Here is a 16,166-nt window from a genome sequence, read left to right as displayed (position 1 = left end):
TTGCTGTAGTTATTCCAGTTGCTGTAGTCATTAGTCGCACAACACTGATGTATAAACAGGGACGGATGCACGGATTATTGGACTCTTGGAATCAGGACTATTCGACTCAGGATTCAGGTTTATTTCGAGTCTAAATCCTTGATACTGACCACCTCCAAACCTTTCTCTCTAGCCTTAGCAATAATTGGAGGTAGACTATCGTCTGCCATACCTGGTGAATACTTAGGAGGCTCCACTGCCCGTACATGCACCTGTTTGTTGAAGGGAATATAGGTAGGCAAATTATTGGTAGTATCTAGAACGGTTAACGTGCCAACCAAATCGATTGTCCATTCCCCTTCTTTTATTTTAATAGGTTCTCTGACAAATTGGGGGACAAAAGCAAATTGTGTTTTGCCCTTAAATACGTTGGATGGCGTTAAGTCTACTAACTTTAATAGAAACGGATCACGAAAATCATCGGCTAAGGCAAAGCTAGCTTTCCAGGCTTGAGTAGATATTTTACCTCGACGCCTACCTTTGCCATGAATTTCTACTCCTGGATCAGAGTCTAAGTTAGAAAAGGGAACGCCATCTTTTCCAGGTAATCGCCCTGTCCAAGTAAACAGGTCACTCATGGTTTTAATTGTAAATGCTTTAATTACCTCTGCTGTCCGTTCTTTATTCCCAATGGCTTCTACGGCAGTGGTTTCACCAGTCTTCAATTGCACTAAGGAAGGAGCTGGCTTATTAGCTAGCCTTGCTTGAGCGCCATACAACAGGGCTAGGAAAAACAGAATTAAGGTATTGTAAGCAAAGTTGCTGATTAAGATAATTCCCAGACTATCCGTCACATTGAAACTGGATAACCAAGTACTCTTCTTACCTCTTTGGAGAAATTTAAGCTTATTCTGAGGAGAACTATTCGTGCTGTCCATTTATTTCAAGCCTCCTAATACAAAAGCACTGAAGGAGTTTAAGCTATTAAAAATAGCTAGACCTCCTCCAGCGGCTAATACTAACGCTAGGATGGGGGCAATCAATCCAGCTACAAAAGCAAAAACTAATGGGTTATAACTCTCAGCATTAACAATTAAGGTGGCGACTAAACCAACAATAATGTTGTAGCATATTTTAACTAAACCGATGGAGAAAAAGCTAATTAACCAAGCGTAAATCGCCTTAGCTCCCACAGGTAATAATGTGGCCCCAACCGCTAATGGACCTAATAGTCCGGTTAGCAACATGGAAACTTCTGCTACCCACTGAAATGCCATCCCAATCGACATTAACCAACCCGTTACTGCGGTTTGTAAAGCAAAGCCAACTCGTTCAGTAACATTGAGAGGGTTAAGCAATGAACCAATTTGAGAGAGAAATGCCTGAGATGATGGGTTTAACGTTCTAGAAAACTCCTGTGCTTGTTGCTCTGCATTTGTTAAACAATCCACCTGTTGTTGAACATCGACGATAGCATCACATTGAGAAACCAAGGAATCAATAACCGCCTTCGCCCCAATATTTTCTGTCACAATTTGGTATGATTCTTGCAAAGAAATTCTGGCAGATGCGTTTTGCAGTAGTGAATTAGACGTATTGTTGATTACACTTCTGAGTCCTTGGGTGCCATTGGCTAACATTGCTCCATCATTGGCTAACAAAACCGCGACTAATAAGGGCCAGATGATCTCAGACCACATAATTGGCTCATCGTATTCTATTAAGGCTTTTGCCCATTGAGTCATGAATAGAACTAAGCTTCCCACGGCAAAAAACACCCCCAGTTTAGTGATCACAGCATACAACCCACCTCCGAGGACTTCACTCCACAGCTCATCCATGGCTTGTGCGATCGCAATTTGTCCGGTACGACCATTCTGGATAATTTGGGAGGCTCCATTACTAAATTGAGCGATTAAGTTGGGGGTGACTATCATTTAATGACTACCTCTTGACGTGATTAGTGATGGGATGAGCAGAGTGGGGAGAGTGGGGAGAGTGGGGAGAGTGGGTAGATGAGGAATTCACAGAGATCGGCAGACGGAGGAAATCCGGAAGATAAGGACAAGTAGACATGGCGATCGCTACACATGGGGATAAACAAATAAGGTAGGAATAGGGACAAGCAGGTAAGCCAGACCAAGGAGACATAGGAGAAATAGTTTTGAGTGGGAAGTATTGAGTGCGGAGTAATGAGTGGGGAGTATTGAGTGCTAAGTGCTAAGTGTTAAGTGCGGAGGGTGCGTGAGTTCAGAATTGATAATAATTGAAGAATTCTGCATCCAGATAACTGTTGACGGTCAACGGTTAAGGATTAACAATTAACGATCAACGTAAGCATTCAGCCGTCAGGTATCAGCTATCAGCTATTGCTCCTAGGCCACGCTACTTGAGGTGCTAGCAAGCGCTTTAACTGCACGGGGTCGGATGAGTAAAACGAGCAGGGATTTTCAACCAGCCGTACCAGCCCGTAAGCTTGGTTTACTACCTCCTGTTGATTAGCTGACGGCTGACAGCTGATAGCTGAATTCTTACCAGTCAACGGCCAACAGTCAACACCCTAGCTAACTAAAACAAGCCACTTAATGAGGTAATTCTCAAAGTTTCCATACCAGCGCCCAGTTTTTGGTATTGATCTGCCTGAGTTTGTCCATCCAAAGCACGAGAGATATTGCTCTGGAGCATGTTAGAAATTTCCTGTCGTTGCGCTTCCTCAACGGTAGCGGCTTGCAAGGAGCCGAGTATGGCGGCTTGACGAGCATTCTGAAGAGCGACTTCTTTGATCACATTCTGGGTAACTGTCTGATTTTGAGCTGTTTGTGCTGATTGCTCTACCTCTGAAACGGTATTCTGCATTTGCTTTAGCTCCCGGATTGACTGCTCCTGTCCTTCTTGACTCAGAACACGAGAGGCTGAGGCTCTAGCAACTTGCCTTTCTACTTCATTAGCAAGTTTGTCTCCTTCATAAATTGGGTAATCGCTTGTTTGGAGACTTTCCTCAATTGACGCTCTGACGTCTTCCACATCGGGGATACCTAAAACTCCCATGGAATCTTCCAATGCTGATTTCAAATCGTTGTCTATGGTTTCTGGTAGATTGGTAAACTCATCTAAGAAATTTGTAAAGTAAGACTTAACCTTCTGAAATTCCTCAACAAACGAGTCAACAAAACTATCGACAATTCCACCAGAAGCATAGGCTGGTTTAGGAACTGTTGTAATTAGGGTACTAATAATTAACAACTGTATCCAAGTTTTGGTCACATTTTTAGCCATGATTGAACTCCTAGATTGAATAGTTACGAAAAAATGCTGAAGGCTGAAAACTGAAAACTGAAAGCTAAACCATATAGCACTACCCATTGAGATTAGGACATTCCTAAACTCCGAAACGTAAGTAATCGCTTACTTTTGAATTCTGACTTATAACTTCTTACTTGCCCGTAGCGCTATAAAAGCGTATCCCTGACTTACCTAGATTATATCCTATTTTTATGGCTTAATTATGAAGTCGAACTTTTGCTCTCGGATCGGGTAACTTTGAATTCACAACTTGGACTTCTGAATTACGCATTTCTGCCATTTTTTTACTAGCATAATGCATAGCCATAATTTTATCCTGGGGATGTAAGCGCATTGCTGTCTGACGAATTGCTGATTCTTCAGGATTATTAGCAACAGCTGTTAACAGTGCTGAACCGGGATAAAATCGACAGTAGGTGTAAATCCCATTGTCATCGAGTAACCATTGAGAATACATTCCTTCTTGTTTAGGAAAAAATCCTTCTGTGGCATTTTTGTTAATAATCTCTGAAGGATATTTCAAAATATTAACAAAGCTATCCACTGCTGTTGGTTGAATCCTCCCTACTAAGCGTGTTGTTATATTCTGAAAAATTTTCGCTGCACTGGGAGACTTGGAAATGGTATCTGGATCTTGAGCGGATAAAATTACCCGAATTCCTGCTTTAGCTCCATTAGCACACAATCTGCCAATTAATTCAGCAATGGAATTATACTGGAACAGAATCGGACTTTCATCGATGAAAAATATACTCACCGGCGAGGCTAAAGAACGTCTTAAGGCTGCTGAGTAAATCCCTAAGGAGAGTAGTGCAGCATCTTCGTCACTACTAATATTCCGTAAGGCAAAGACTAATAACTGAGCATCACTTCTAAAGGTAGAAGGACGACTAATCGCTTGTCCTACTCGGCTATTGATCCAATACCTCAGTCGCAATTTGACTTGATCCAAGCCTTGAAGGATATCCCCAGATACAGAGGTAACTCGCAATCTCTCTAAGGAACAAAAATCAATAAAATCCGCAAGGGTAGGCATTAATTGCCATTCTTGAGAGTCTAAGCCATTGATATTTGCTGCTACATAACGGTCATGGATTTGATCATCATCAAAAAAGGCTTTGATTGCTAAGCTTAACATGGCTCTGATGTTATCCGTATAAGTCCGGTCATGAAACGTCGTGGAGCCAAGAACCATTAGCATTAGTGCTTCGACTAAGAATTCTTTGTATTCTGTAAGTCTCTCTTGTTGTAGTTTACCATCTAATCCCTTTAAATTGGGCAACTCGAAAAGATTAACTGCCTCTCGACCAATATCAAAATAAGCTCCTTTATCCCCGAGAAAAGCGGTGTAGTCACTAAAGGTAGAACTGCCATCGGGTTTTGGATAATCCATAGCTGAGATGGGTATACCATGAGCCAAGGCTTGGGTAATAATTCCTGATGCCAACACAGATTTTCCACTGCGGGTGGTTCCGAAAATACCTAGGTTTTTATGCTGTTTGAATAAGTCAATAAAAACTGGCGTACCCCCTTCAGCAGAGATTAATTCAAATCCCGTTCTATCCACTGTCCGGGTTTTGACTACTGGCATTAAGCCTGGTGCAATATGGCTTAAATAGGTATGCGATCGCTTAAACGGACGCATTAATAGTCTGCTCCAGGAAATTGGTAAGGTTTCTAGCCATATTTTCCAAGGATACTCGCTCTCCCTTACCATCCAAGCTGGTGGCGGAAAATAAGATTTTAAAGTATAACACGCCTGATCTAAATCTTGTGGAGAATCGCGATGAACTAAGAAAACAACCGAGACATTAAATGGCACGGCACCTTCATAGATAGCCGCCTGAGCCTCGACATTTTTCTGAATATTTAATTGTGCTTTAACATTAATCGTATTTTTCTCCTCTGCATATTTTGAGGAGACATTTGCCTGTTTCGTCAGCGAATGCATTTTGCTGGTTACCGTCTTAATGTTCGCTTTGGAAATCTCACAAAAACAATCGGTGTCATAGACCTCATCTTTTGCCATGACTTGCCAGAGATAGCGCATTTGGGATTCTTTATTCCTCCACCCCTCAGGCTTGTCTAAAAAGAGCATGACTGCGGTATACTGGTCTTTGAGATTAATCCAACGTCGATCAGCAAATGGAATAGCGGTATAGTCTTCCATTAACAGAGAAACCGGGTGGATTTCTGAGTAAACCTCTTCGGTAACTCCAGCTTCAGTTAAGGAAAGCAACTGGGGAACTGAACGAGGTGGTGTATCATTAAATCGCTGCCACACATAATTCCAACACTCTTGAGCAGAAAGAGGGCGAATCGATAGACCCATTTGATTGCTCAACAGCCTTTCCCAAAATTGATAGCCATTATTAAAGGCAATCTCTATCACTCTCTCGATCTGCTGTTTTTCATACTCATCCAGCTTGCCAATAAATCCGTTCCACCACTTGGTAGCTGTCATCAAAAATTCTTCGATTTTATCAGATGCTCCCTCTCGACCTGATTCTACGGTATAGGTAGCAAATAAATACAATGTCTTGGGCTTTCTAATCCCCCCTTTTGTCAAGTCTTGAATTCGCTTCTTTTCTCCCATGATTAGGTACTTTAACTCGTTAGAGTCTGTACCCTTAATCAACTGACTCAACGTGTTTTGTCTATCAGTGTCATCAGTGAAAGACTTTAGGTGAATCGTGAGGGTTTCCTGCTCTGGGAAATCTTTTAACCCAGCTTCGATGGCATCAAAAACCGGGTCAATTAACTCCTGCCGTAAGGTGGTGTGAATGCCTCGACATTCAAAACCAAACACAAATTTATAGGAAGCTTCTCCTTTTCTGAGAATGTATGCCCCAACATCAGACCCATCAAGTCTGACTTCTAGGAAACTAGCTAACTTACAGTCATCCTCGAACGGCTTTAAGGTTTTCTTTTTACCATTTCCTACATCAACCCGCTTCTTTCCCATCTTTTGTTTAGCTTGATCGTGAGCTTGAGTTGTTGTCATACTTTTTAGCCTTTGCCCTTTGCTTTTTCCCGTTTAATCTCTAAAAGCCTTTGGTATCTACCCATTCCTCTTGTCCATTGAGGTACAGGTATAAACTTAGAAAGAAATTTCCAATGGCTAGAGGAAGTTAGCACCCACCAAGTAGACATACCCCAAACTCCGAAACAAGATGTCCATACCCAACTAGCTCCTAGTACTCCCTTGACGATGTAATAGGCAATTGCCCAAATTATTGCCCAGGGGATAAACTGATCGGCTGGAATAGGACCAATTTTCGGTTTTTCATCAAGAGTTCGGTTAACACGACGGAATTGTTGCTGTGAATTATTTGCCATAGGTCAAGCTATTTTGGATCAGACTTGCCAACTATCAGTGATTGAAACAACTTTCAATCTCAATAAAACCCTGACTACTCATCCCTTCAGCTAGATAAAACTCAACAGGCAAATTAGATATAGCGTAGTTTATGCTCCTGTGCCAGTGATGTAGCCTGCTAAAAGATCACCCAATGTAACTACAATCAAAATGATGATTGGAGTACGGGCTAGGGTTTTCCAGTCATCATCTTGTTGGGCAGCATTGACTACTTTGACCAATGAAATGCCCAAATAAATTAGGAATAGTGCTCGTAAAACGTTAAACACCAGGGACACCAAATCGGCGTCTACTTCAGGAATAGCACTAGTTAGCCAATCTTCTGCGACTTGGAAAAACTGGGCATGGGCTGGCGCAGCGGTAAAGTCCAACATAAACCACAGAAAGGTGAATAGGAAAAGACAGGCTCCTAAACCATATTTCCTGACTAGCCGTTGAATTTGATTCCCAGAATTACTAGGTTGGACTCCAATCCACCTCACTCCCACAACTAGACACATCAAAAATGATACACCCATCAAAGGAGTGACGGAGGTACTGATATAGAGATCCAATGCCATGGCGATCGCAGCCATGACCATTAAATAGCCCAAGGGCACTTGCTTCAACTGAGCAAACCACTGAGCAAGCAACTTAGCAAACATAGTTTCTTTACTTTTCCAACGCTGTTGTTGACGAGGTGACATCGCAACAGAGGACTTGTTCACCATGGTGGATTTTTCTTTCCGTAATTTTTCTGACTCTTCTTGTGATACAGAAAATTTTTAAATCGCAAAAGCGATCCCAGAGGAATAGTTCAATTTATTTTCATTAATAAATGTTATTGAGTTAAGGAGCATTTTGAATAAGCTAAATGATTGTAATTGTTTCACCTCAAGCATTACAATTACTTAACCTCTCAATATCATTGGCACAGCTCGTCAACAGTCTCAAAATGTTACTCGTCCAAAAGGAATAGATAAATAAACTAAATTTTAAGAAAACTCTGAGAAAAGAAAAAAAACTTAACAAAAAAAACGCTGAAACTCAACCTATAGGTAGAGGCGTTAGTGCTTAGTAGTTAATCAGCTATTTTGCTGAAAAGTAAACCTAAGCAATTAAAGTGTAACAATTAAACTTAAGATATTAATGGATCAAGTATTTATATTTGAGTTGTGAACATAGGATTGAAGTAAAAGGGAGCAGGGAGCAGGGACTGAGGCCGTGGGCCACGCGGGGCGCGTTCGGAGCAGTAGGAAAGAGCTTGGAGGATTTTTTGGTGTTATTAAAAACCGCTGCATTGCTATTATCTATTCCAAAGTTCCTTCTTCTGACTTCCCTACTCCCTCGGTGCGCTTGACCCGTAATTAAATTCGCCACGGGTCGCACCGCTCCCTACTCCCTACTCCCTCGGTGCGCTTGACCCGTAATTAAATTCGCCACGGGTCGCACCGCTCCCTACTCCCTACTCCCTACTCCCTACTCCCTACTCCCTACTCCCTAAAACCTAGAACTTTGTAACTCACCCAATTAAGAACTGCTGTATCTACTTCACCAAACCACTGCGAAGTGCTTGTACTGCTGCTTGTGTTCTATCGTCACAGCACAGTTTCCACAGCACAGACCGAATGTGAGTTTTAACTGTGCCAAGACCTAGTAATAATCGCTCGGCAATTTCGTCATTTGTATAACCGGCTACGATCAATTCCAAGACAGTTAGCTCCCGTTCAGTCAGTGGATTTTCCCTAAGAATCTGATAATAGTCAGGCTCACAGGAATTGATTAAAGTAATCCCAGAAAAATTATTACCCGGTGACTTGATACTGTTTTTTAGGAGATAACCAGCTATTTCTGGATCAATCCAGTGTTGCCCTTCATAGGTAGCTTTTAAAGCATCTAAGAAAGTACTGGTATCTACATTAGTTTTCGGAAAATTGATCCGTTTTAGATAATAGGAATCTACCCCAGCCCCAAAAGCGCTGATCACAAATTCTTCTGATGTGTCCCAAGATAGCAGCAATATGTTAGGAAAAAATGCCACTTTCCAATTTCTGACTAAGCGCAATAACGCATCAGTATTGGTTGAAGGCTCTAAATTAATGACTACTACGTCCGGGTTAGATTTTTTTAAAAGGGCGGCCACATGACGCAAGCTAGAAACTTGAGACACTAAACTGACTTCCTTGTACTGCTCCAAGACTTTTCTGAGACCCAACTGCGCTAAATCACCCCTCTCAATCAGTAACACCCGAATTTTTTTGATTACGTTCATAACCATTTTCTAGAACACTGATACCGAAATTGACAACTTAGGATGTGTTTGCTGACCTCACAACCAAAAAAAAAATGGAAGCGATCGCGCTCCATAGCTCAAGATTGGTCAGCAAGCTTGTGATCACGAGTCGCCACCTACCGAAATTGTTTCCATCGGTTGATTAGCGCTTTGACCCAATATTACTGATGATACAACTCCGGACTATTTTACCGGCATTGCTGAGGGGCAGAATGAATATGAGGTGGTGCGTTACGGGCAGCAACCTAACAAGGCGCGTTAGAGGCGCTCAGACCCGGCCCGTCCCTAACGCACCCTACGCAACTATTAATAGTTGAAGGTTGACAACACCATGTCGTCAACCTTCAAAACCACCAAAATATTTCCCTTTTTGGGCTTATTTACCCTTAGTTGGATTTTTGGCTTGCTCTAAGGCAATTTCTTTAAGGGCTTGATAAGAGTTGATATTAGAAGCACCCTCAATTGCCTTGACCGCTAAATCCTGAACTTGTTTGAGGGCAGTATCGAGTTGCTGGGAAAGACTGTGTATCCGTGCTGATGATTCCTTTATTGTCTGTTCCAGGGATTCAATTCTTAGCTGATAGACACGATTATTTCCTTCTAATTCCTTATTCTGTAAGTCGGCTTGAATTTTGACCTGGTGGCTAGCAATCGCTTTGCCTTCTTCTTGGGCTTTTTTGATAGCCACTGATTTTTCCTGGTCGAAGGCTTCTACCTTAGTTTTTAATTCTTCAAACTGCTTCTCTCGCTCTGCGATCGCATTTTCCCGCTCTGCCCATTGTTTCTCTTGTTGTTGCCTCGTTTCCTCCAATTCTTTGTATAAACGTTCTTGGTTATGGTTGTAGGTTTCTTTATCTAAGCTGCGTTGTAGGGCTAAATTATAATCATACTCTTGAGCATCTCGCTTACGGGTTTTATTTTGTTCTTCATTCCGTTCTTTAATAGCTCGTTGCTGTTCCTCTTGTTCTTTGTCCCAGGATTGTTTTAACTGATTTATTTCCAGCTCTAACTCTTCCCGTTTTTGGTAAATTTCTTCATCGAAAGCTTTAGAGCTATTCTGATAGTTTTCAATTAACGTATCTAAGGTATCGTCTTGAATTTCTGATAAATTGTGGAGTTCAGCGAGTTGTTGAGTTTCCTCAGTAACCGCTGTTCGTAATTCTTCTAGTTTAGCGGCTTCTGATGTTAGTTTTTCCGACAACTCACTGACACTACTACCAAACCCTAATTGCAGCTTAACCAGGCTGTCTAGGGTATACATCATTTTGTCTTTCATGACTTTTGCTGATACTGATCCATTAGTTTGCTTTTTTTCCACCGTCGATACTTGAGGAGTTTCCGTTTTGTTCATCTGCTTCATTTCTTTTTCCAAAGCATTTCGTTCTGCTAGTAATTCTTTGTAAGCCTCTAAAATTTCTGCTTTGGTGTTCTTGCTGTTAGGTTTGCGTGTCATACTTTCAAGGTTATATTCTGTTTGACAATTTCTTAACTGCTATATAGCAATTATTATTTGGGTGAGGTACAAAGTTTTGGGTTTTAGGGAGCAGGGAGCAGGGAGCAGGGAGTAGGGATCCCCCCTTGCCCCCCTTAATAAGGGGGGAATAAAATTGAATGTACCTCATGAGTCTAATAATTGCTATAAATAGTCACTAATTTTGATCCTTGCTTCTTGAAGACCCATCAAAAGCTTTCAAAGTCAGGGCTTGGGACTGTTTCAGGGTCTCTTGTAGCTGACCATATAGATTTTCAATTTGTTTATTTTGTTTTTCTATGTGTTGCTCCAAGGACTGAATTTTAACGTCATAACCCTGTTGAGTAACTTCCCAGCCTTTGGTGAGTAAATCAGCCTGTACTTTAGCGTCGTTTTGGACTTTTTTAATTGCTTTATCTTTTACTTTTTTAACGATTTCATCTAGCTCAGCGGGGAAAGCTTCCACTTTCTGTTGATACTCTTCAAACAGGTCTTGAGATTCTTGTAGCTTCTGTTCTCGCTCAGACCATTGCTTTTCTTTTTCTTGATTGGACTCTTGTAATTCTCGCTCCTGGTTACGGCTCAGTTCTTCATACTGATCCGTCTCAATTTTACGCTGACGTTCTAATTCGTATTGATAGTCAGCTTCTTGGCGTTGTCGTTCCCGAGCCAATAATTCGTTTTGTTCTTGACGTGCTATTTCAAAGTATTCCTGGTCTTTTTGCCAAAGCTTACGTTTTTGCTCTTGGTCTTTTTCGATCTCTTCTCGCTGTTGATCTGCTTTTTGCTCTAGGGATTTTAGCTTTTCCTGGTGCTCTTGATTGAGCAAATGTAAGGCATCAGCTACAACTCGAATTTGCTGAAGGTATTGCAAGTGTTCAGTTTCTACTTTAATCGCCAGCTTTAGCTCATCAAGTTTAGATGCTTCTGAGGATAATTTTTCTGACAATTCATTAACAATGGTGCCAAACTCCAGCTGTAAATCAGCCATTCCTTTGACAATATTATCAACGGTATAATTTGATGCAGTTTCCAGGACTTGTTGATTTTTAGCTTTTTCTGCTTCTTCTTCTTTGGTCGCAATTTTTGAGTCAATATTTTGCCGCTGTTTTAGGATTTGCTCAAAGGCTTGGAAAATCTGGTCTTTGCTGTCTTTTGTGGCAACCATATAGTGTGTTCCTTTGACGAGATTTAGATTTTTTTAATTGAAAATGATTACTTTAAAATTGCTATAGCGCTGGGAATCGGGAATCGGGAATCGGGAATCGGGAATCGGGAATCGGGAGTAGGGAATCGGGAATCGGGAAAAAATAGGTGTGTGTATTTCATTAATATGGAAAACGCTATAGTAGCTGGTGGCTGGTTAGCAATATTCATCCACTAACTACTCCCTACTAGAACAGTGCTCTTAAAACAGTGCTCTTATCTGAGATAATTCCCAAACAAGAGGTTTCTTTATCAGCCAGTGGCTAATGGCCAGTACCCGACACTACCCACAGCGATACGCGTTCGCAAAGCGTGGCCTACGGCCAATCGCTGCTCTAGAATCGTTCGTTGTAGGAGGGATGTGATGGCTCTAGGGGTGTGGGTGCAATGGTTAAGAGGAAAGACTATAGTAGTACAAATGTTCTACTTTATTGTACTGAAACTCCAATGGATAAGTCAAGGGCAAATTGCCCATGCTAGGCTGGAACTCAAGTAGCTTTGTCATAGAAAAACACCTGAAACCCAGTTTATACAAGGGTTTCAGGCTTAATTTAGTCTGGATTTACTCAAATATAGGGAATCGGGAATCGGGAATCGGGAATCGGGAATCGGGAATCGGGAATCGGGAATCGGGAATCGGGAATCGGGAATCGGGAATCGGGAACAGAGCTGGTTGACTGACTTTAGATCATGGCGTAGGTTGGGTTTCGTTGCCTCAACCCAACCAAGCGTGAGGTGTTAGTTGGGTTAGCGATCGCGTAATCCAACCTACGGGACAATCAGCATTTCAAGGGTCTTGTCAGTTAATCCTCGGTCCGGGGTGGGTGACCGGGTGTGGGGAAAATAGAAGGGAAAATCCCTCAATTTAATTCTCTCGAAGACATTCCCAACTGATATCCCAGGGCTTTTTTCTTCATGGTCTGGAAAATGTTGTAAAATCCATTAGCGCGAGAAGGGGTTAAACTAGCATTCAATCCTATGTCTTGAATAAAGTCAGGAGATAGGTTGACAATCTCTGTTGGCGTCAGTCCATTCAAGCCTTCAATCAACAACGCTACTAATCCTTTAACCAATTGGGCATCTGAGTCTCCCTGATACAAGACTTTCCCATCATCCAAGTTAGCAGTGATAAAAACCTGGGACACGCAGCCAGGAACCTTGTTTTCTGGCACTTTATCGGTTTCTGGCATGGCCTGAAGCTTCTTGGCGTACCACAGCAACTGCTGATACCGTTGCTTGGGGTCTTTGCGGCGCTGAAAACGTTCTACAATCCGAGCAAGAGCTTCTGGTAAAGGGCTTGAGGTGGCTGACATACCCAATGTTTAAAAAGGATTAACCATTTTATTTATAGCAGTTATCAATACCGAATTGATCACTGCTATAAATGCATATTAGCGTGAGCATTCAGCGGTCAGCGGTCAGCGGTCAGCGGTCAGTGGTCAGTGGTCAGTGGTCAGCGGTCAGCCGTCAGCCGTCAGCCGTCAGTGGTCAGCGGTCAGCCGTCAGTGGTCAGCGGTCAGTGGTCAGTGGTCAGCCGTCAGCGGTCAGCGGTCAGCGGTCAGCGGTCAGCGGTCAGCGGTCAGTGGTCAGCCGTCAGCGGTCAGTATTTGACTGAAAGCTGATAACTCAAAGCTGATAACTGATAACTCAAAGCTGAAAGCTCAAAGCTGAAAGCTCAAAGCTGAAAGCTGAAAGCTCAAAGCTGATAGCTGAAAGCTGATAACTGATAACTCAAAGCTGAAAGCTCAAAGCTGAAAGCTCAAAGCTGAAAGCTGAAAGCTCAAAGCTGATAGCTGATAGCTGATAGCTGATAACTGAAAGCTGAAAGCTGAAAGCTCAAAGCTGATAGCTGATAGCTGATAGCTGATAACTGAAAGCTGAAAGCTCAAAGCTGAAAGCTGATAGCTGATAGCTGATAGCTGATCAGGTAAGACCCAGAGGAGTACAGAGTTTGTGAGCCAAGATAAATCATCAACCTTTGATAAACAAAATCCTCGCCAGTTAGCATTCCTAGCTCTCCGGGATATTCATCGGCGGGGTGCTTTTGCTGATATTGCCCTGAATCGAGTGCTACAAACAGCTCAGTTAACTGGTGCTGATCGGGGCTTAGTGACAGAATTAGTTTATGGTAGTGTCCGACGACAGCGCACTCTGGATGCTCTAATTGACCAGTTGGGCAAAAAGAAAGCGAATCAACAACCTCCAGATTTGCGCACTATACTTCACCTTGGACTATATCAGCTGCGCTATCAAGGCCGAATTCCTGCTTCAGCAGCGGTCAATACCACCGTTGACCTAGCTAAGAACAATGGCTTCAAAGGACTGGCAGGGGTGGTTAATGGTTTACTACGAAACTATGCCCGTTTAGCTGCCAATTCCCCTGACCCTTTGGAGTTGCCAGAAGGGGATATGGAGCGTCTGGGCATTTTACACAGTTTTCCAGATTGGATGATCGAGCTGTGGTTACAACAGCTGGGACTAGAGGAAACAGAACAGCTGTGTCAATGGTTTAACCAATCTCCTACTATTGACTTACGGATAAATCCCCTCAAGGTGTCCATTGAGGAAGTGGAGGCAGGGATGCAATCTGCTGAACTGGCTATTCAGCGGGTACCGACCTTGGTCTCCCACCAGGACGAGGGGAATGGTGAGATTATCCCTATTTTCAGCAACCCAGCTCAGCTCCCCCAAGCACTGCGAGTTGTGGGTGGTGTTGGTGCGATTCAAGAGCTACCAGGATTTAAGGAGGGTTGGTGGACTGTTCAAGATTGTAGTGCCCAGCTGGTCAGTTATCTGTTGGACCCTCAACCTGGTGATGTGGTGATTGATGCCTGTGCTGCACCAGGGGGCAAGACAACTCATATTGCAGAATTAATGGCAGATCAGGGCAAAATTTGGGCATGCGATCGCTCAGCTTCCCGCCTCAAAAAAGTCCAACAGAATGCCCAACGGTTACAATTACAATCGATTCAGATCAGTACTGGTGATAGTCGCGATTGCCCTGAATTTACTAACGTCGCTAATGCTGTGTTATTAGATGCTCCCTGTTCCGGTAATGGTACCCTTCACCGACGTCCTGATCTGCGTTGGCGCATGACTCCAGAAAAAGTCCAGGAACTTACTGTTTTGCAAAAAGAATTGTTAGAGCATACCGCAACTTGGGTCAAGCCCGGAGGGGTTTTAGTTTATGCTACCTGTACCTTAAATCCTCAAGAAAATGAGGCGGTAATACAATGGTTTCTGGAAGGTCATTCCCAGTGGCAAATTGAACCCCCTACTCTTTCGTTTATTAAGGAGTTTTCAACACCAGAAGGTTGGCTGAAAGTTGTGCCCTATCGAGACAAGATGGATGGTTTTTTTATGGTGCGCTTAAAGCGGATGGATTAGTTAAGGGATATAGGAAGGGGAATCGGGAATCGGGAATCGGGAATCGGGAATCGGGGAGAGTAGTAGGGTGGGCAAAAATATTTTTTTTTATTATTAATGATTATACTATTTTGCCCACCCTACGTTAATTGGTATTTTTTTGAACTTTTTCTTACTCTGTTAGGACAACTGATTAATTTCATCGATAGTCAACCCCGTATATTGAGCAATATCATTCAGGGGTAACCCAGCGGCCTTCATCTGTTTAACAATCTGCTGTTTTTCTTCAAGTCTACCTTGTTCTCGTCCTTCTATTCTTCCTTCTTCTCGTCCTTCAAGTCTGCCTTCTAGTCTACCTTCTTCTCGTCCTTCCCTTTTCGCGAAACTCCATGCACGTCGCGCGTCCTCCAAGGCCATCTCCTGTTTGCGGAGTTTTTCTACTTCTGAGACACTCAACCCCGCTTGATTCGCTATAGTTAAGGCTTGTTCTAGCTGTGGGATTTCCCTGAGCTGGTCAGGAATAATTTCTAAGTTGGGTGCTTCTTTGTCTTGATGCAGTCGCTCATGGGGGAAACCCCCAAGACCGCGCTGCATCGCTGATAAAAAAGATCCACTTATCTATCACACTTTCTAACTCTTCCAGTTGCTTAGTAAATTTGGGGAGTTCTACAAACACCAGCTTTAACTCGTTCTCCTGATAAGGCAAGTGGTCTTCTTCCTCTTGAAAGTAAAAACAGCTAATTACTTTCTCAGTTGAGGGGAATAATTTAAAATCCGTGATGGTTAAAGCAATAACCGGATTTAGATCGAAATATCCCTGTCCCGATTTCAGTTGATTTCCATAGGTTTTGCACAAGTTATACACCACTCGCTTCTCGAAAGCTTCCACATTCCAGAGTTGCATCTCAATGATGACAGTCGTTTTATCTTCTAATACTGCCTTAACATCCAGATAGCGATGCAGCGCGGTCTTGGGGGTTTCCCCCATGAGCGACTGCATCAAGACAGTGTCTTTTAAATCTACTACATCCCCGGCGCTATAGGGATCAATAATTTCTAAATCTTCGATTACTGACTTACCGGAGTATATCATGGCATTGAGAAAGGAAATCAGAATATCCTTACTCTGATCTGATCCAAAGATTTTTTTGAAAGCAAAGTCAGTTTTTGGGCTGATGAATCTCATGGTT

The 16,166-nt window shown here is 42.6% G+C and carries 15 protein-coding genes and 3 pseudogenes; 5 read left to right on the top strand and 13 right to left on the bottom strand.

Going from position 1 to position 16,166, the window contains the following annotated elements:
• Positions 1-119: 119 nt before the first annotated feature.
• From F6K64_RS15715 to F6K64_RS15665, 11 genes are all read right to left on the bottom strand, one after another.
• Entirely contained in the window at positions 120-917 is a 798-nt protein-coding gene (locus F6K64_RS15715; RefSeq protein ID WP_009149098.1) for a hypothetical protein, read from the bottom strand.
• The gene (locus F6K64_RS15710; RefSeq protein WP_009149099.1) at positions 918-1,916 is read right to left on the bottom strand and encodes a hypothetical protein; all 999 of its coding nucleotides are present in this window, start codon (positions 1,914-1,916) and stop codon (positions 918-920) included.
• A 7-nt stretch (positions 1,917-1,923) separates the two neighbouring features.
• Positions 1,924-2,130, bottom strand: coding sequence for a hypothetical protein (locus F6K64_RS15705; RefSeq protein WP_131826890.1), 207 nt, complete (start codon positions 2,128-2,130; stop codon positions 1,924-1,926).
• Between the two features lie 417 nt (positions 2,131-2,547).
• A complete protein-coding gene (locus F6K64_RS15700) occupies positions 2,548-3,255 on the bottom strand; it encodes a hypothetical protein (RefSeq protein WP_009149100.1) in 708 nt (235 codons plus the stop codon).
• Positions 3,256-3,478: 223 nt separating this feature from the next.
• Positions 3,479-6,286, bottom strand: a complete 2,808-nt coding sequence (locus tag F6K64_RS15695) for a putative type IV secretion/conjugal transfer ATPase (RefSeq protein WP_009149102.1) — start codon at positions 6,284-6,286, stop codon at positions 3,479-3,481.
• A gap of 5 nt (positions 6,287-6,291) precedes the next feature.
• Positions 6,292-6,621: a hypothetical protein gene (locus F6K64_RS15690; protein ID WP_009149104.1), complete on the bottom strand. Its 330-nt coding sequence runs from the start codon at positions 6,619-6,621 to the stop codon at positions 6,292-6,294.
• A gap of 129 nt (positions 6,622-6,750) precedes the next feature.
• Entirely contained in the window at positions 6,751-7,371 is a 621-nt protein-coding gene (locus F6K64_RS15685; protein ID WP_083373552.1) for a hypothetical protein, read from the bottom strand.
• A gap of 415 nt (positions 7,372-7,786) precedes the next feature.
• Positions 7,787-8,020, bottom strand: a complete 234-nt coding sequence (locus F6K64_RS15680) for a hypothetical protein (RefSeq protein ID WP_131826889.1) — start codon at positions 8,018-8,020, stop codon at positions 7,787-7,789.
• Between the two features lie 166 nt (positions 8,021-8,186).
• On the bottom strand, positions 8,187-8,912 hold the full coding sequence (locus F6K64_RS15675) for a response regulator transcription factor (RefSeq protein WP_009149108.1): 726 nt from the start codon (positions 8,910-8,912) through the stop codon (positions 8,187-8,189).
• 397 nt (positions 8,913-9,309) lie between these two features.
• Complete coding sequence (locus tag F6K64_RS15670; protein ID WP_287265791.1) at positions 9,310-10,386, bottom strand: coiled-coil domain-containing protein; 1,077 nt, start codon at positions 10,384-10,386, stop codon at positions 9,310-9,312.
• 196 nt (positions 10,387-10,582) lie between these two features.
• Positions 10,583-11,572 carry a coiled-coil domain-containing protein gene (locus F6K64_RS15665; protein ID WP_287254545.1) on the bottom strand — a complete coding sequence of 330 codons (990 nt, stop codon included), beginning with the start codon at positions 11,570-11,572 and terminating at the stop codon, positions 10,583-10,585.
• Positions 11,573-11,974: 402 nt separating this feature from the next.
• On the opposite strand from F6K64_RS15665, the gene F6K64_RS15660 reads away from it, so the two are divergent.
• Both F6K64_RS15660 and F6K64_RS15655 read left to right on the top strand, forming a co-directional pair.
• Positions 11,975-12,106 carry a hypothetical protein gene (locus F6K64_RS15660; RefSeq protein ID WP_009149116.1) on the top strand — a complete coding sequence of 44 codons (132 nt, stop codon included), beginning with the start codon at positions 11,975-11,977 and terminating at the stop codon, positions 12,104-12,106.
• Positions 12,084-12,287 carry a hypothetical protein gene (locus tag F6K64_RS15655; RefSeq protein ID WP_287265789.1) on the top strand — a complete coding sequence of 68 codons (204 nt, stop codon included), beginning with the start codon at positions 12,084-12,086 and terminating at the stop codon, positions 12,285-12,287. The genes F6K64_RS15660 and F6K64_RS15655 overlap by 23 nt, the downstream gene beginning before the upstream one ends.
• A gap of 183 nt (positions 12,288-12,470) precedes the next feature.
• On the opposite strand, the gene F6K64_RS15650 is transcribed toward F6K64_RS15655, so the two are convergent.
• A complete protein-coding gene (locus F6K64_RS15650) occupies positions 12,471-12,923 on the bottom strand; it encodes a SufE family protein (protein WP_287265788.1) in 453 nt (150 codons plus the stop codon).
• A gap of 71 nt (positions 12,924-12,994) precedes the next feature.
• Between F6K64_RS15650 and F6K64_RS38245 the strand changes: the two are divergent.
• The 3 genes and pseudogenes from F6K64_RS38245 to rsmB form a co-directional block, all read left to right on the top strand.
• A pseudogene (locus F6K64_RS38245) lies at positions 12,995-13,141 on the top strand (hypothetical protein); the annotation flags it as partial.
• A pseudogene (locus F6K64_RS38240) lies at positions 13,077-13,232 on the top strand (hypothetical protein); the annotation flags it as partial. The pseudogenes F6K64_RS38245 and F6K64_RS38240, both read left to right, overlap by 65 nt.
• A gap of 331 nt (positions 13,233-13,563) precedes the next feature.
• Positions 13,564-14,997 (top strand): 16S rRNA (cytosine(967)-C(5))-methyltransferase RsmB, encoded by a 1,434-nt coding sequence (gene rsmB / locus F6K64_RS15640; RefSeq protein ID WP_287265786.1) that lies wholly within the window; start codon positions 13,564-13,566, stop codon positions 14,995-14,997.
• Positions 14,998-15,156: 159 nt separating this feature from the next.
• Here rsmB and F6K64_RS15635 read toward each other — a convergent pair.
• A pseudogene (locus tag F6K64_RS15635) lies at positions 15,157-16,162 on the bottom strand (Rpn family recombination-promoting nuclease/putative transposase).
• Positions 16,163-16,166: the final 4 nt, after the last annotated feature.

Origin of the sequence: Moorena sp. SIO3A2 (assembly GCF_010672265.1) — a bacterium.
GTDB lineage: Bacteria > Cyanobacteriota > Cyanobacteriia > Cyanobacteriales > Coleofasciculaceae > Moorena > Moorena producens.
Note: the sequence above shows the minus strand (reverse complement) of the source record. Positions and strands in the feature narration are given on the sequence as shown.

Excerpts from the sequence above, each read along its gene's own strand:
- F6K64_RS15715 (WP_009149098.1), bottom strand. The coding sequence starts at position 917 with ATGGACAGCACGAATAGTTCTCCTCAGAATAAGCTTAAATTTCTCCAA.
- F6K64_RS15710 (WP_009149099.1), bottom strand. The coding sequence starts at position 1,916 with ATGATAGTCACCCCCAACTTAATCGCTCAATTTAGTAATGGAGCCTCC.
- F6K64_RS15705 (WP_131826890.1), bottom strand. The coding sequence starts at position 2,130 with ATGTCTCCTTGGTCTGGCTTACCTGCTTGTCCCTATTCCTACCTTATT.
- F6K64_RS15700 (WP_009149100.1), bottom strand. The coding sequence starts at position 3,255 with ATGGCTAAAAATGTGACCAAAACTTGGATACAGTTGTTAATTATTAGT.
- F6K64_RS15695 (WP_009149102.1), bottom strand. The coding sequence starts at position 6,286 with ATGACAACAACTCAAGCTCACGATCAAGCTAAACAAAAGATGGGAAAG.
- F6K64_RS15690 (WP_009149104.1), bottom strand. The coding sequence starts at position 6,621 with ATGGCAAATAATTCACAGCAACAATTCCGTCGTGTTAACCGAACTCTT.
- F6K64_RS15685 (WP_083373552.1), bottom strand. The coding sequence starts at position 7,371 with ATGGTGAACAAGTCCTCTGTTGCGATGTCACCTCGTCAACAACAGCGT.
- F6K64_RS15675 (WP_009149108.1), bottom strand. The coding sequence starts at position 8,912 with ATGAACGTAATCAAAAAAATTCGGGTGTTACTGATTGAGAGGGGTGAT.
- F6K64_RS15670 (WP_287265791.1), bottom strand. The coding sequence starts at position 10,386 with ATGACACGCAAACCTAACAGCAAGAACACCAAAGCAGAAATTTTAGAG.
- F6K64_RS15665 (WP_287254545.1), bottom strand. The coding sequence starts at position 11,572 with ATGGTTGCCACAAAAGACAGCAAAGACCAGATTTTCCAAGCCTTTGAG.
- F6K64_RS15660 (WP_009149116.1), top strand. The coding sequence starts at position 11,975 with ATGGCTCTAGGGGTGTGGGTGCAATGGTTAAGAGGAAAGACTATAGTA.
- F6K64_RS15655 (WP_287265789.1), top strand. The coding sequence starts at position 12,084 with ATGCTAGGCTGGAACTCAAGTAGCTTTGTCATAGAAAAACACCTGAAA.
- F6K64_RS15650 (WP_287265788.1), bottom strand. The coding sequence starts at position 12,923 with ATGTCAGCCACCTCAAGCCCTTTACCAGAAGCTCTTGCTCGGATTGTA.